The organism is Xanthomonas sp. 10-10, from assembly GCF_040182365.1.
In the GTDB taxonomy this organism is placed as follows: Bacteria; Pseudomonadota; Gammaproteobacteria; order Xanthomonadales; family Xanthomonadaceae; genus Xanthomonas; species Xanthomonas arboricola_F.
Genome location: NZ_CP144460.1, coordinates 339,495 through 353,810, shown reverse-complemented (window position 1 = coordinate 353,810; position 14,316 = coordinate 339,495). Strand labels below are relative to the sequence as shown.

At 66.5% G+C, this 14,316-nt stretch carries 11 protein-coding genes; 2 read left to right on the top strand and 9 right to left on the bottom strand.

From position 1 onward, the window contains the following. Positions 1-116: 116 nt before the first annotated feature. From VZ068_RS01400 to VZ068_RS01390, 3 genes are all read right to left on the bottom strand, one after another. Positions 117-1,175, bottom strand: coding sequence for a hypothetical protein (locus VZ068_RS01400; protein ID WP_349656671.1), 1,059 nt, complete (start codon positions 1,173-1,175; stop codon positions 117-119). A gap of 66 nt (positions 1,176-1,241) precedes the next feature. Next, positions 1,242-2,159 (bottom strand): AEC family transporter, encoded by a 918-nt coding sequence (locus VZ068_RS01395; RefSeq protein ID WP_349656670.1) that lies wholly within the window; start codon positions 2,157-2,159, stop codon positions 1,242-1,244. 562 nt (positions 2,160-2,721) lie between these two features. Next, positions 2,722-3,357, bottom strand: a complete 636-nt coding sequence (locus tag VZ068_RS01390) for a tetratricopeptide repeat protein (protein WP_349656669.1) — start codon at positions 3,355-3,357, stop codon at positions 2,722-2,724. A 194-nt stretch (positions 3,358-3,551) separates the two neighbouring features. Here VZ068_RS01390 and VZ068_RS01385 point away from each other — a divergent pair, with 194 nt between their 5' ends. After that, the gene (locus VZ068_RS01385; protein WP_349656668.1) at positions 3,552-7,244 is read left to right on the top strand and encodes an indolepyruvate ferredoxin oxidoreductase family protein; all 3,693 of its coding nucleotides are present in this window, start codon (positions 3,552-3,554) and stop codon (positions 7,242-7,244) included. Positions 7,245-7,811: 567 nt separating this feature from the next. Here the strand turns inward: VZ068_RS01385 and VZ068_RS01380 are convergent. From VZ068_RS01380 to egtB, 3 genes are read right to left on the bottom strand one after another with little or no spacing between them, the layout of a single operon-like run. After that, on the bottom strand, positions 7,812-8,081 hold the full coding sequence (locus VZ068_RS01380; RefSeq protein ID WP_349656667.1) for a DUF3253 domain-containing protein: 270 nt from the start codon (positions 8,079-8,081) through the stop codon (positions 7,812-7,814). A gap of 15 nt (positions 8,082-8,096) precedes the next feature. Further along, positions 8,097-9,083, bottom strand: coding sequence for an L-histidine N(alpha)-methyltransferase (egtD, locus tag VZ068_RS01375; RefSeq protein WP_349656666.1), 987 nt, complete (start codon positions 9,081-9,083; stop codon positions 8,097-8,099). Beyond that, positions 9,080-10,369 carry an ergothioneine biosynthesis protein EgtB gene (egtB, locus tag VZ068_RS01370; RefSeq protein ID WP_349656665.1) on the bottom strand — a complete coding sequence of 430 codons (1,290 nt, stop codon included), beginning with the start codon at positions 10,367-10,369 and terminating at the stop codon, positions 9,080-9,082. Before egtB ends, egtD begins: the two co-directional genes overlap by 4 nt. A 65-nt stretch (positions 10,370-10,434) precedes the next feature. Here egtB and VZ068_RS01365 point away from each other — a divergent pair, with 65 nt between their 5' ends. After that, positions 10,435-11,616, top strand: coding sequence for an aminotransferase class V-fold PLP-dependent enzyme (locus tag VZ068_RS01365; protein WP_349656664.1), 1,182 nt, complete (start codon positions 10,435-10,437; stop codon positions 11,614-11,616). Positions 11,617-11,741: 125 nt separating this feature from the next. Here the strand turns inward: VZ068_RS01365 and VZ068_RS01360 are convergent, their stop codons facing one another. The 3 genes from VZ068_RS01360 to VZ068_RS01350 are packed head-to-tail and all read right to left on the bottom strand — an operon-like array spanning position 11,742 to position 14,314. Then, positions 11,742-13,214: a glycine betaine ABC transporter substrate-binding protein gene (locus VZ068_RS01360; protein WP_349656663.1), complete on the bottom strand. Its 1,473-nt coding sequence runs from the start codon at positions 13,212-13,214 to the stop codon at positions 11,742-11,744. After that, positions 13,211-13,948: an ATP-binding cassette domain-containing protein gene (locus VZ068_RS01355; protein ID WP_349656662.1), complete on the bottom strand. Its 738-nt coding sequence runs from the start codon at positions 13,946-13,948 to the stop codon at positions 13,211-13,213. The genes VZ068_RS01360 and VZ068_RS01355 overlap by 4 nt, the downstream gene beginning before the upstream one ends. A gap of 48 nt (positions 13,949-13,996) precedes the next feature. Further along, a complete protein-coding gene (locus tag VZ068_RS01350) occupies positions 13,997-14,314 on the bottom strand; it encodes a calcium-dependent protein kinase 21 (RefSeq protein WP_349657623.1) in 318 nt (105 codons plus the stop codon). Positions 14,315-14,316: the final 2 nt, after the last annotated feature.

Genomic DNA, 14,316 nt, shown 5'->3' with positions numbered 1-14,316 from the left:
CACCGCGGCAAGGTGAGGAAGTAGTCGAAACGCGTTAAACGCGATACGCGCGTTCGTCGTCGCAGTGCAGCATCGGCGCACGGTTCAGCCGCGCCCGCATGCTGCAAGGCCATCTATCAACGCAGTGCCGCGACCGGATGCCAGTGTGCCGGTGGCAAGACGGCAATGCCGTTGCGCCGCAAGTACGCGCGCAGCGAGGGGATTTCACCTTGCGTCAAAGTGGCCTCAAGCTCAGCGGCGGCGGTGGCAACACCGGGCGGGCGGCTGTGTTGATGTTGCTGCAACCAGCGCAACTCGCGCACCCGCGCGTGCCAGTACGCCGCGTCGCCGCCGGTGCTCAGCGCCGCCATGCGCTCGGAGCCGATCAACGCCGTTACCAGCATTGCGTCGTCATTGCCCAGGTTGCCGAGGATGGCCATGCACTCATCGCGCAATGCAGGTGCGGCGATGGGCGGGGTGCATCGGCGCGTGATCTCGACCAGCGACGGAATCACCTGGGCCGCCCAGGCGCCGACCGCGTAGCTCATCGCCATCTCTGCGCCGGTAGACGGCAGGCCTTGTGACTGTAGTTGCGCGCGTAGCTGCACCGATTGCAGTTGCGGCCATTGCACCCCGGCATAGGCCGCGTGCAAGGCCTGCCCCAGCGCAACCGCGCCGCTGTCGAAATGGTCCGCGCGTGCGGCGGCCTGCCAGGCAGATTCGGCGGCAATGCGATCGCCGCGTCGCTGCGCGGCGGTAAAGGCACGCAACGGCGGATCGGCGTTGCCGGCATCGGCCTGTTCCAGAAAAGCCAGTGCGCCAGCGGGGTCGCAGCGCAGCTCTGCAGGACAGCCGTTGGCCTCTGCGCGCGCGACCAGCAGATCGCGTGGCCGTGCATCCAGCGCTCCCTGCAGCAGTGCCCGCTGGGCCGGCGCATAGCCGGTGGCGGCGGACTGCGTATCAGCCGGCGTGTCATTGCCGAGCCATAGCAGGCCTGCAACATAACGCTGACCCGGCTGTCCGCTGACTGCCAGTGTCTGCAGCCGCGCCTGCATGGCCTGGCCAACCTGCTGCACCCACTGCTGCACCTCGGGTGCATCGGCGGGGTCGGGCGTGCCAGGCGCTGTTGCCGCAGAGGCGGACAGGCTGGCGCCAACGCACAGTAACGCGACTCCGATTCGACGATATCCCTGCATGTGGTCGTCCTGCATGTGAGCGCGGCACCATGCCGCAGGCCAGCATTCCATGCGGCTGCGGGCCGATCAAGCCACCAGGCGCGCCAGCAGCCAGGACCAGGCGGGCAAGGTCAGCAGCGACAGCAGGATGCTGTAGCCGACCATGGCCGCCGCCAGCCGGGGGGCCAGGCGATGGGAGATCGCCAGCGCGGCGGCGGTGATCATGGTGGGCATGGCCGATTCGAGGACGTTGGTCTGCAGCATCAGCCCGCGCAGGCCGAGCGCCCAGGACAGCGGCAGCGCCAGGATCGGCATCACCGCCAGCTTGAAGACCAGGCCCACCGCCAGCGGCTTGAGCTCGTCGGCCGGCAGGCGCAATTGCAGCGAAAACCCCACTGCCAGCATGACCAGCGGCAACATCGCATCGGCCAGGCTCTTCAGGCCCGAGCCGATCCAGGCCGGCGGCTGCTCCGGCATCAGCGTCAGCGCAAACAGCAGCGCCCACAGTGGCGGGAACCTGAGCACCCGGGCCAGGATCATGGTTGCGGTAGGGGGCGTATCGCCGCTGTAGCGGGCCAGCACGTACAGCCCGAAAGTGGACAGCAGCACGAAGGTGCCGAACTGATCGTAGACCACCGCGTACGGCAGGGCGTGGTCGCCCAGCAGCGCGCGCACCATCGGAAAGCCGATGAAGCTGGAGTTGGTGAACACCACGCACATCAGCAGCGCGGCGTACTCGGCACGGCCAAAGCGCAGCAGGCGACTGCAGCCCCACAGCAGTGGCACGATGATGGCGGTCAGCAGCCACGGCGTGGCGATCACCCCGCCCAGCGAGGCGTCCAGATGCAGGCGCGGCACGTAGGTCAGCACCGAGGCCGGCAGGCAGATGTACAACACGATGCGGTTGAGCACATCGGCGCTGTTGTCGGGCAGCACCTTGAGCCGCGCGAACACCAGGCCAAGCCCCAGCATCGCCAGGATCAACGCAAATGCATCCACCGCCATGCAGGGTCAGGTCCATTGGAAATAGAGGCACAGGATCGCATGACGCTGCGCGGGCGTCGGCAGAACGCTGGCGTGGCGCGCGCCGTCGCCGCACAAGACAGTTGGCTGGTGGTTCTGTCGAAGAACGAAGACACCGCGTCGCGCGGCTTGCCGTTACGAGTTGAAAACCCTGCGCACCGACCAATTTGACTGGTCCTTGCCCGCCCACCGTCGCGGGACCCTGTGGCGGCATGGATGCTGCCACGGAGCTTGCATGGACGTACTTGCAGCGTGTCCCGCGACGGTGGGCGGGCAAGGACCCTGCAGCAAACGTGCAGACCACGCTGTCATCCCACGCATCAGCTTCGCAACGTCAGGAAGTCGAGCTTCAACCGTGGCGACGCTCAGGCGCACGCACCTGAGCTGCCTTCCACTCAGATAGGAGTCGACGTATGAGTCCCGTTCCTGGAAAGCGGCAGGGCGGCGCACCAGATCGATGGTGAGCCACAATGACACGATGCCGGCGCAACATCCGCCCGGTGCACGGCCCGCTGCGCGACATTCCCGCAGCGGGGCCAAGCGCTTACGGGAACGCGGGCGGGTTGGCCTGCCAGGCCGCGAAGACCTCGGCCAGGGTGGCGCGCTCTGCCTCACGCCAGTCCGGCAGCAGGCTGGCGTAGTTGGCGGTGCTGCCCCAGCGGTCGGGCCAGGTACGCACGGCCGCCGCATACCACTCCACCGCCTCCTGCTTGCGCCCGGCCCGCCACAACGCCAGTGCGGCGGTGGTTGGCAGCCATGCCGGCGTGGCCGGACGGCCGTTGGCCAGGTTGGCCCACTGCTGCAGCGCCTTGTCTGCGTGATCGGCACGTAGCAGGTCCCAGCCATAGTTCCAGGTGATGGCCCGGTACTGCTGGCTGCCATTGGACACCTGGGCCAACGCGCCCTGGTACAGCTCATCGCCCAGTTGCGTCCGTCCGCCGGCATAGGCCAGCGACGCCAGCTGGGCGCGGGGCTCGGCGGCGCGTGCGTCACGCTGCACCATCGCGGCCAGGCGGTCGACCACGGCATCGCCCTGCCCCGGCACTGCAACCACCGTCTTGGTGGTGCTGCGGTCTTCGTCGAAATAGAACTCCTTGGGCTTGGGCAGGCTCTGTGCCTGCGCCAGCGACCACGCGCCTCCAAGCAGGGCCAAGGCGGCCCATGCGTATTTCCTTTTCACTGTGTTTTCCCCTGACAGCAAACGACCCCTTCCCGTCCCCATCCTACCCGCAGCGCGACGGCTGCGCATCCGCATGCGAACGGGCGCGTGAAGGCTGACTGTTACACTTTGCGCCGCCGTTTTGGAATCCGTCGGGCGCGTCATTGGTTTCAAATGATACGCACCGGGTCCCAGCCACCCTTTCCGGGCACGCCATGACCAGTACCGCTGCACTCTCTTCTCCCGACTCTGCCAACACGCCGGAGCTCGGCCGGGTGGATGCGGACTACACCCTGGACCACAAATACACGCGCACCGACGGGCGCATCTATCTGTCCGGCGTACAGGCCCTGGTGCGGCTGCCGTTGCTGCAACGCCTGCGCGACGACGCTGCCGGCCTGGACACCGCCGGCTTCATCAGCGGCTACCGCGGCAGCCCGCTGGGTGGTTTCGATCTGGAGCTGTGGCGCGCACGCAAGCACCTGGATGCGGCCCGGGTGACCTTCACCCCCGGCCTCAACGAGGATCTGGCCGCCACCATGGTGTGGGGGACCCAGCAGACCAACCTGTTCCCCGGCGCCAAGGTCCAGGGCGTGTACGGCATGTGGTACGGCAAGGGCCCGGGCGTGGATCGCAGCGGCGATGTGTTCAAGCACGGCAACGCCGCCGGCACCTCGCCCTATGGCGGCGTGCTGGCGCTGGCCGCCGACGACCACGCCTGCCGCAGCTCCACGCTGCCGCATGGTTCGGAAGAGGAATTCGTCAGCGCGATGATGCCCATCCTCAACCCGGCCGGGGTGCAGGACATCCTGGACATGGGCCTGCTGGGCTGGGCAATGAGCCGCTACACCGGGCGCTGGATCGGCTTCAAGACCATCGCCGAGACGGTGGAATCGTCGGCCTCGGTGCAGGTGGACCCGTTCGCGCGCAGCATCGTGCTGCCGGAGGATTTCGCGCTGCCGCCGGGCGGCTTGAGCATCCGGTGGCCGGACCCGCCGGTGGATCAGGAAATGCGTCTGCACCGCTACGCAGTGGGGGCGGCACAGGCATTTGCGCGGGCCAATCACATCGACCGGATCGTGCTGGATTCGCCGCGTGCGCGGCTGGGCATCGTCACCACCGGCAAGAGCTATCTGGATGTATTGCAGGCGCTGGAGTACCTGGGCCTGGATGCGCAGGCCTGCGCGCAGATCGGCATCCGCGTGTACAAGGTCGGCATGACCTGGCCGCTGGAGCCGGTGGGCATCAGTGCGTTTGCGCAAGGGCTCGACGACATCGTGGTGGTGGAAGAAAAGAAGGCCTTCATCGAGCGCCAGATGAAGGAGCTGTTCTACAACTGGCCGGCCAGCGCCGGTGCGCGGCCGAGCATCGTCGGCAAGTACGACGAGCATGGGCAATGGATCCTGCCCTCCACCGGCGAGCTGACACCGGCCACGATCGCCGCGGTGATCGGCAAGCGCATCCAGCGCTTTTTCACGGCCGATTCGATCGAGCAGCGGCTGCGCTGGATGGACAGCAAGGAAGCGGAAATGGCCTTGCCGCGTGCGCAGTTTCCGCGCGTGCCGCATTACTGCTCCGGTTGCCCGCACAACACCTCCACGGTGGTGCCGGACGGCTCGCGCGCGCTGGGCGGCATCGGGTGCCATTACATGGTGACCTGGATGAACCGCTCCACCGACACCTTCACCCACATGGGCGGCGAAGGCGTGACCTGGTCGGGGCAGGCGCCGTTCACCGACACCCCGCACGTGTTCCAGAACCTGGGCGATGGCACGTATTTCCACAGCGGCTCGTTGGCGATTCGTCAATCGGTCGCCACCGGCGTCAACATCACCTACAAGATCCTCTACAACGATGCGGTGGCCATGACCGGCGGCCAGCCGGTGGACGGCACGCTCAGCGTGCCCGACATCGCCCATCAGCTGCGCGCCGAAGGCATCCACGAGATTGCGGTGGTCAGCGACGACATCGGCAAATGGACGCGGCGCCGCGATCTGTTTCCCGCCGATGTCGCATTTCATGATCGTGTCGAACTGGAGGCGGTGCAGCAGCACCTGCGCACGGTCAAGGGCGTATCGATCCTGATCTACGATCAGACCTGCGCCACCGAAAAACGCCGGCGCCGCAAGCGCGGCAAGCTGGTCGACCCGCCCAAGCGCGTCATGATCAATTCGCTGGTCTGCGAAGGCTGCGGCGATTGCGGCGAAAAAAGTTTTTGCGTGTCGGTACTGCCGAAGGAAACCGAATTCGGGCGCAAGCGGCAGATCGATCAATCCAATTGCAACAAGGATTATTCGTGCGTGTCGGGATTCTGCCCGAGCTTTGTCACCGTGCATGGCGGAGCGCCGCGCAAGGGCAAGAAGCGCGATGCCAGTGCGTTGCTGGATACCCTGCCCGAACCGCCACAACGCACCACGCTGGAGCAGCCCTGGAACATCCTGATCACCGGCGTCGGCGGCACCGGCGTGGTGACCATCGGTGCGCTGCTGGGCATGGCCGGGCATCTGGAAGGCAAGGGCGCCACGGTGCTGGACCAGACCGGCCTGGCGCAGAAAGGTGGCGCGGTGACCACGCATATCCGCATCGCACGCACGCCCGGCGACATCCACGCGGTACGCATTGCCGCCGGTGAAGCCGACCTGGTGGTGGGCTGCGACATGGTGGTGGTCAACGATTACTGGGCGCTGTCCAAGGTGCGCGATGGCCGCACCCAGGTGGTGCTCAATACCTACGAAGCGATGCCGGGCAGCTTCACCACGCAGCCGGATCTGCAGTTCCCGGCTGCCGAGATCATTGCAGGCGTGCGCACCGCGCTCGGCGGCAAGGACCCGTTGTTGCTGGACGCCACGCAGCTGGCCACCGCACTGCTGGGCGATGCGATCGCCAGCAATCTGTTCGTGCTGGGCTATGCCTGGCAGCACGGGCTGGTACCGTTGTCGCATGCGGCATTGATGCGTGCGATCGATCTCAATGGCGCGGCGGTGGCGATGAACCAGCAGGCCTTCGCCTGGGGCCGCCTGGCGGCAGTGGATCTACCGGCGGTGCAACGCGCGGCCGGCCTGGGTACCGCGCACGCCTCTGCACACCTGCACGGCGACACCCCGGCCGCGCGCGGGCCCGGCAGCTGGGAAGACCACGACCTCAGCGGACAGAGCGCACCGCGTGCATTGGCGCAGACCGATGGCAGCACGCTGCATGGCGAGGTGGATGCACCGGAGCATCCGCTCGACGATGAGCAGCTGGCGCAGTCGCTGGACGAAGCGATTACGCGCCGCATCGCATTTCTGACCGACTATCAGGACGCTGCCTACGCGCAGCGCTATTGCGCGCTGGTGGAACGGGTGCGTGCGCAGGAGGCCCAGCGCGCACCCGGCAGCAGTGCATTGACCGAAGCGGTGGCGCGCTACGCCTTCAAGCTGATGGCCTACAAGGACGAATACGAAGTGGCGCGGCTATACACGCGTGGCGATTTCCAGCGCCGGCTGCAGCAGCAGTTCGAGGGCGACTACACCGTGCGCTTCCACCTCGCACCGCCGCTGCTGGCCAAGAAAGATGCGCACGGCAATCTGATCAAGCGCGAATACGGGCCATGGATGTTCAGCGCCTTCAAGCTGCTGGCACGGCTGAAATTCCTGCGCGGCGGCAAGCTCGATGTGTTCGGTTACACCGCCGAGCGGCGTAGCGAGCGGCAGCTGATTGTCGATTACCTGACCACCGTGGACGGGCTGCTGGAGCGTCTGGATCCCGACAATGTGGGGCTCGCTGCGCAGATCGCCAGCATTCCCGAACACATCCGCGGCTATGGCCACGTCAAGGAGGCGCATCTGCATGAGGCCAAGGCGCGCGAGGCCGCGCTGCTCGCGCAGTGGCGCAATCCGAAGGCGTTGCATGTGGTGCAGGCGGCCTGAAGGCAGCAGGCATGATTCGCTGCTGCGCGGCTGTGGCTGACGCTGGCCAGGGGCTGGCTTGTTTGCCAGCTGCGTGGGCCACTTGCGCGGGTTGAAGTGAGAGGCTTGCAAGGTAACCAGCTGGAGCTGGAATTTTTTCTGATCGCGGGTGCGGTGCCCTCATCGCACCCGGCAGTTCGCCGGTGGACAAGTGAAGCGGCCAAGTGCTTGCGACGTTGGCTTGATGCGGCGAATGGCTTCATCACTGCATTCAATGGACCCTGCTTCAGAAAATTTACCTGAAACGGGCAGGTGATCGATAAGAACGCTCTTATTGCCTCTCGTGCCATGCGTAGCTACCGATTCGTCTGGTTGTTGCCCGCGCGCTGTCGCCGGACCTTATGCGGCATGGATGCCGCGTCAGCGCCTACGAGGACGTACTTGCAGCGTGTCCGGCGATGGTGGGCGGGCAGGAACCCTGCAGCAAAGCCGCAAATCAGCCGCTCTGCGACAAGGACCGGCATCAAGCGCTCCGCCATAGCCCAGCGTGAGATCGACCTGTCGGCCGCTTGTCGCGCACGCCAGTCCTCAGTCGAACTGTGGCCCGCGCATCAGGCGAACCGGTCCGCGAACCTCCGGCAGCTGCACTGTCCTGCCTTGCTGGGTGACACGGACGACGCCGGCGCGTGCGGCTGCCGCGGCCACCTCGCGCACCTGCGGCATCAGGTTGGGCCACACGGCAGCGTCGTCGCTCAACGCGCGCGCCACCTCTGAGGGGCAGATTGATTGCTCAGGCTGCCGTTGTGAGAGCAAGTGCCGCATCAGCGCGGCGATCTGCGCATCACTGGGCGGTTGCACGCCTGCCCCGCGTGCTCACAGTGGGCGAAGCAGGCGCAGGCCGAACCAATCCTTTGTGTCGTTCCAACCGTGCGTGACCTTGAGCCCGGCGGCCGCGGCCAGTTCGGCAAAGCGCGCGTCGGTGTACTTGTAGCTGTACTCGACCTGCATGGCTTCGCCACCGGCAAAGACGAAGTCCTTTCCGCCCACGTGCACGCGCTGGTCGCGTTGACTGATCAAGAAGGTTTCGATGCGCCCGCGCTCGCGCGCATACACCGCATGGTGACGGAAGCCGTCCAGATCGAAGTCGCTGCCGATCTCGCGGTTGAGTCGCGCCAACAGGTTCAAGGTGAACTCGGCCGTGACACCGGCCGCATCGTTGTAGGCGGCTTCGACCAGGCTGGCGTCCTTGTCCAGATCAATACCGATCAGCGCGCAGCCATCGCTTCCCATGGTCTGGCGCATCGCGTCCATCAGGGCAATGGCAGCGGTGTCGGTGAAGTTGCCCAGCGTCGAGCCGGGGAAAAACACCACATGGCGGCGCGAGGGTCGCTGCGCAGCGGGAAGGCGCAACGGCTTGGTGAAGTCGGTGCAGACCGGCAGCATCTGGATCTGCGGGAATTGCTGGGCCAGCCGCGCGGTGCTTTCCAGCAGTGCGGTGCGCGAAATTTCCAGCGGCGTGTACGCCACCACATCGCGTAACCCCTGCAGCAGCAGCTCGGTCTTGCGGCCGCTGCCGCTACCGTATTCGACCACGTGCACTCCGGCACCGATCGCTTGTGCGATCGCCGGCATGCTGGCTTCCAGCAGTCCCAGTTCGGTGCCGGTGAGGTAGTACTCCGGCTGCCGGGTGATGGCTTCGAACAGCTGCGAGCCGCGCGCGTCGTAGAAGTATTTCGACGGCAGTGTCTTCGGGGTCTGCGACAAGCCGGCCAGTGCGTCGGCGGTGATGTCGTCTGGTTGCGGGCGCAGGTCCGTCAGCGCGGCGTGCGCGCGTTGCATGGCATGGGCGGCGGCGTTCAAGGCAGGTCCTTGGCAAGGCGCACGCCGGCAAACTGCCAACGCGCATCGGAGGGGAAAAAGTTGCGGTAACTGGCGCGCATATGACTGGCCGGCGTGGCGCAGCTGCCGCCGCGCAGTACCCATTGCGCATTCATGAATTTGCCGTTGTATTCGCCCAGCGAGCCGGGCCAGGGCGCAAAACCGGGATACGGCAGATAGGCGCTGCCGGTCCATTCCCAGACATCGCCGAACAGCTGCTGCATGCCGGTGTCCACTGCCTGGGCAGCGCGCGGATGCAGTGCGTCGGTATCGACGAAATTGCCTTGCACCGACACACCGACAGCAGCCTGTTCCCACTCGGCTTCGGTGGGCAGTCGCGCACCGGCCCAGCGGGCGAAGGCATCGGCCTCGAACAGGCTCAGATGACAGACCGGCGCATGCGCATCGCGCGCGCGCCAGCCATCCAGGGTGAATTCGCGTCCATCTGTGTCCCAGTACAACGGATGTTGCCAGCCCTGCGCCTGCACCATCGCCCAGCCATCGCTGAGCCAGGCACCGGCGCTGCGGTAACCGCCAGCGTCGATGAACTCCTGAAACTCGGCATTGGTCACGACGCGATTGGCCAAGGCGTGGGCACCGATCAGCACGCGGTGACGCGGCGACTCGTTGTCGTAGGCGAAGGTGTCGGCCTGCGGCCATGCCGCTGCGCCGATCTCCACGATCTGTTCGTCGCGCGCCTGCCAGCGCAACGTGCTGGCGACTGCAGCAGGCGGTGCCGGCGCATCGCGATAGGCCGGCTGCAGCGGATTGCTCCACAGCGCGTGCTTGATGTCGGTCAGCAGCAACTCCTGGTGCTGCTGCTCGTGCTGGATGCCCAGTTGCACGATGGTGCAGGCCTGCGCATCGAGCGCGCCATCTTGCAGGCGCTGGTGCATGTGAGTGTCCACAGCCGCGCGATAGTCGCGCACCTGTTGCAGCGATGGACGCGACAACACCCCGCGACGTGCGCGCGCATGCATCGGGCCGACGCTCTGGTAGTAGCTGTTGAACAGAAAGTCCCACGCCGGATCGAAGACGCGGTACGCAGGGTCGGCCTGCAGCACGAAGCGTTCGAAAAACCAGGTGGTATGCGCCAGATGCCATTTGCTGGGGCTGGCGTCGGGCATGCTCTGCACCATCGCATCTTCAGCGCTCAGGGGTGCGGCGAGGCGATCGCTCAGCGCGCGGGTCTGCGCGTAGCGTTCCAGCAGCGTCAGCTGCTGTTGCTGGTGGTGGCCCAGCAGAGGTGAGAGTGCAGACATCGCCATATGCTTGAGGAGCGCCTGTGAACGCGCCGTGTCGGCGGCATGGCAGCCAGCGGTAAGCTGTTGGCATGTCATCGTCTTCGCTGCCCAGCTCGCTCCCCACTCCTGTCCTCTGGGAACATCGGCAACGTGCGTTTGCGCTGTCCGGCGATGTGCTCTATCTGGATGCCGCCTCGCGTGGGCCGTTGCTGACTGCGGTGCAGGCCGCGGCGCATCGGGCCGTCGATGCGATGGCCACGCCATGGCGGTTGCCGTTCGATGCATGGCTGCACGACATCGAGCGGTTGCGCCGCTTGGCCTCCGGCCTGTTCGACAACGATGTCGATGCGGTGGCATTGGTGCCATCGGCCGCGCACGGGTTGGCCACGGCCGCACGCAATCTGCCACTGCATCGCGGCGATGCAGTGCTGCTGCTGGATGGGCAGTTCCCGTCCAACCTGCTGATCTGGCAACGGCGCTGCACCGAGGTGGGCGCACGCATCGTGGCGGTACCGACCACTGCCGGCATGGTGCTGACCGATGCGGTGCTGGAGGCGGTTGAACAGACGCCTGCGCTGCGCATCGTCAGCCTGCCGCATGCGTACTGGCTGGACGGGCGGCAGCTCGATCTGGACCGGATCAGCGCCGCGGTACATGCGCGCGGCGCGGCGCTGGTGCTGGATCTGAGCCAGAGCCTGGGCGTCATGTCGACCGACCTGTCGCGTTGGAAACCTGAATTCGTGGTCAGTGTCGGCCATAAATGGTTGCTGGGACCGATGGGCCTGGCGTGGCTGTGGGTGGCGCCGCACTGGCGCACGCACGGCGTGCCGATCGAAGAACACTGGATCGGTCGCGATGCCGGCAGCAGCTGGGAGTTTCCGGTGGCGCAGGCACCGGACTATCGCGAGGGTGCGCGGCGGTTCGATGCCGGCGGCGTTGCCGACCCATTGCGGATTGCGATGGCGACAGCCGCCTTGCAACAGGTGACGGCCTGGCAACCTGCGCGTATCGCCACGGCACTGGGCGCATTGACCACGCAGTGGGATGCGGCCTTGTCCGCACGCGGTCTCGGCCATTGGTGCACGCCCGGTCATGCGCCGCACCTGACCGCGTTACGGCCGCCAGTGCCACAGTTGGATGCGGTGGCGAAGACGTTCGGCGAACAGGGTGCGATCTGCACGCGGCGGCACGGACGTTTACGTATCGCGCCGCACGTTGGTGTCGCCGAGGATGCGCTCCTACGCCTGATTGCGGCGTTGCCGGGCGAATGAAGCGCCACGCCAGCGCATGTAGGAGCGGACCTGGCCGCGACTGGACGCGATCCGGGTAAGGCGGTGTCGCGGCCTGGTCCGCCCTACGGGCTCAGGCGCATCGGGGTCTGCGGTTGAATCGTTGCTCAACCGCGCTGGCTGAGCCGCAGGCCACGCGGAGTTGCCCAACGCTCCAGCCCTTCGAATGCCGCCTGCACCAGCAGTGCGAGGACGGCGGCGGGAATCGCGCCTTCCAGAATCAATCCGATATCGTCCAGACGGATGCCGGTGAGGATCGGCTGGCCATATCCACCGGCGCCAATCAATGCACCCAGGGTCGCAGTCCCCACGTTGATGACCGCCGCGGTCTGGATACCGGCCACGATGGTGCGACGGGCCAACGGCAATTCCACACGCCACAATCGCGTCCAGGCGGGCAAGCCGATCGCTTCGGCGGTCTGACGTAGTTCGCGCGGAATCGAGGTCAGCCCGGCATGCGTATTGCGCACGATCGGCAGCAGGCTATACAGAAACAGCGCGGCAATGGCCGGCTTGGCACCGATGCCGAACAACGGGATCATGAAGACGAACACCGCCAGTGAGGGCAAGGTCTGCAGCACCCCGGTCAGCGACAGCACTCCCTGGCCCAGGCGCGGCCGCCGCGCTGCGAGCACGCCCAGGGGCAACGCGATCAGCAAGGCAAAACCCAGCGAGATACCCACCAGCGCCAGGTGCTCGCGGGTGTTGCGCAGCAAACGGCCGATTCGCGAATCGCCTTGCGCGGTGGCCGCAACGCCCAGCCATTGCGCGGCCGCTGCAGATTCGCTCTTGCGCTCCAGCTTCACCTGCGCATTGAGTTGCTGCATGGCCGCTTCGTCGATGCGTCCCTGCAGGCCTTGCAAGGTCTGCAGCATCTTCGGCGCACGCTGTGTCAGATCCTTGCGGTACAGGAACACGGCCTGGTAGTCCGGGAAATACTGGCGGTCGTCGCGCAGCACCTGCAGTTTGTAGTACGGAATCTCCGCATCGGTGCTGTACAGATCGGTGACCTCGATGGCACCGCTCTGCAGCGCGCGGTAGGCCAGATCGTGATCCAGGCCAGTGGCGGCCTGCGGCAGGGCATAAGCGGCGCGCACGCCCGGCCAGCCGTCGGCACGCTGCATGAATTCGTTGCTCAGCCCGATCTTCAAACCCGGGTGGCGCGCCAGTTCCGACAACGTGGTGATGCCCAACGCCTGCGCGCGCTCGCGCCGCATGCCGAATGCATAAGTGTTCTGAAAGCCGAGCGACTGCGTCATCGCCAGCCCGCGCGCGTCCAGTGCCGCGCGCAGCTCGGCGTGGCTGGCCTTGGGCAACTGCAGCAGTTCTTGTGCCAGGGTGCCGGTGTATTCGGCGTAGGCATCGATCTGGCCGGTTTCCAGCGCGCGCCACAGGATGCGCGTGCCGCCGAGCTGGGCGCGATGCTGCACATCCACCCCGTCCCGCTTGCCGGCGGCAGTGGCGATTTCGCCCAGGATCACTGCTTCGGTGAAGTTCTTCGAGCCCACGGTGACCTGCGCAGCGTGTGCGCCCAGGCTGCACAGCAACAACAGCACTGCCACAACCGCACGCGCGCTCATGCGACGTCGCCGATGCTGCGCTGGGCAGTGAAAAACCGCTGCACGAACGGCTCGGCCGGGTGCTCAAGCAGCGCGCGCGCAGTGCCCTGCTGCACGACGCGGCCGGCGCGCATCAGCACCAGGGTGTCGGCCAGATACGCCGCCTCGGCAACATCGTGGGTGACCAGCACCACGGTCTTGCCGAGCTGCGCAAACAGCCCGCGCATCTGCGCCTGCAGGTCGTAGCGCACGATCGGGTCGAGTGCACCCAGCGGTTCGTCCAGCAACAGCGCCGGCGGGTCCAGCATCAGCGCGCGGATCAGGCCAACGCGCTGGCGCTGCCCGCCCGACAGCTCGGCCGGATAGCGCCCCAGCAACTCCGGCGGCAGCTGGCACAGCGCGCACAACGTCTCCAGGCGGGCATCGATGCGCTCGCGCGTCCAGCCCAGCGTCTGCGCCAGCAACACCACATTGCTGCGCGCATCCAGATGCGGAAACAGACCGCCCTCCTGGATCACATAGCCGATGCGCTGACGCTGCGCCTGCAGCCGCTCGCGTTGCAGTGGCGTGCCATCGAAGGCGACCGTGCCGCTGTCGGGCCATTCCAGCCCCACCAGCAGGCGCAACACGGTGGACTTGCCGGCACCGCTGGGCCCGATCACCGCGGTGGTGACGCCGCTGTCGAACGCCAGGCTGACGTTATCGAGTGCGAGAGACTGGCCGTAGCGCCGGCTGACCTGATCGAGTGTGAACATGCGCTCGAGCTTGCCGAAGGCGACGTCAGCCGGGCGCGAAGGCGCGCGTCAACGCGGCGGCGCCAGCAATTCGCGTGCGCTCAGATAACCATCGCCGTTGGCGTCCTGGCGTGCGAAGCGCTCGATCAAGGTGGCGCGATGCGCGGCGCGGGTAATCGGCTTGCCGCGCCGGCCAGGCAGTTCGTCGCCCTGCAGCACACCATCGTGATCGGCATCGCGCTGATCGAAGGCGTAACTCATCCAGGCCAGATATTCATCGCGGCTGACCCGGCCATCGCCATCGGTATCCATGCGCTTGAGATAGTCCTGGCTGTCCTGCACCTGTGCGTGCGCTGCGCACGCGCACGCACAGGCGAGGCATGCCATCG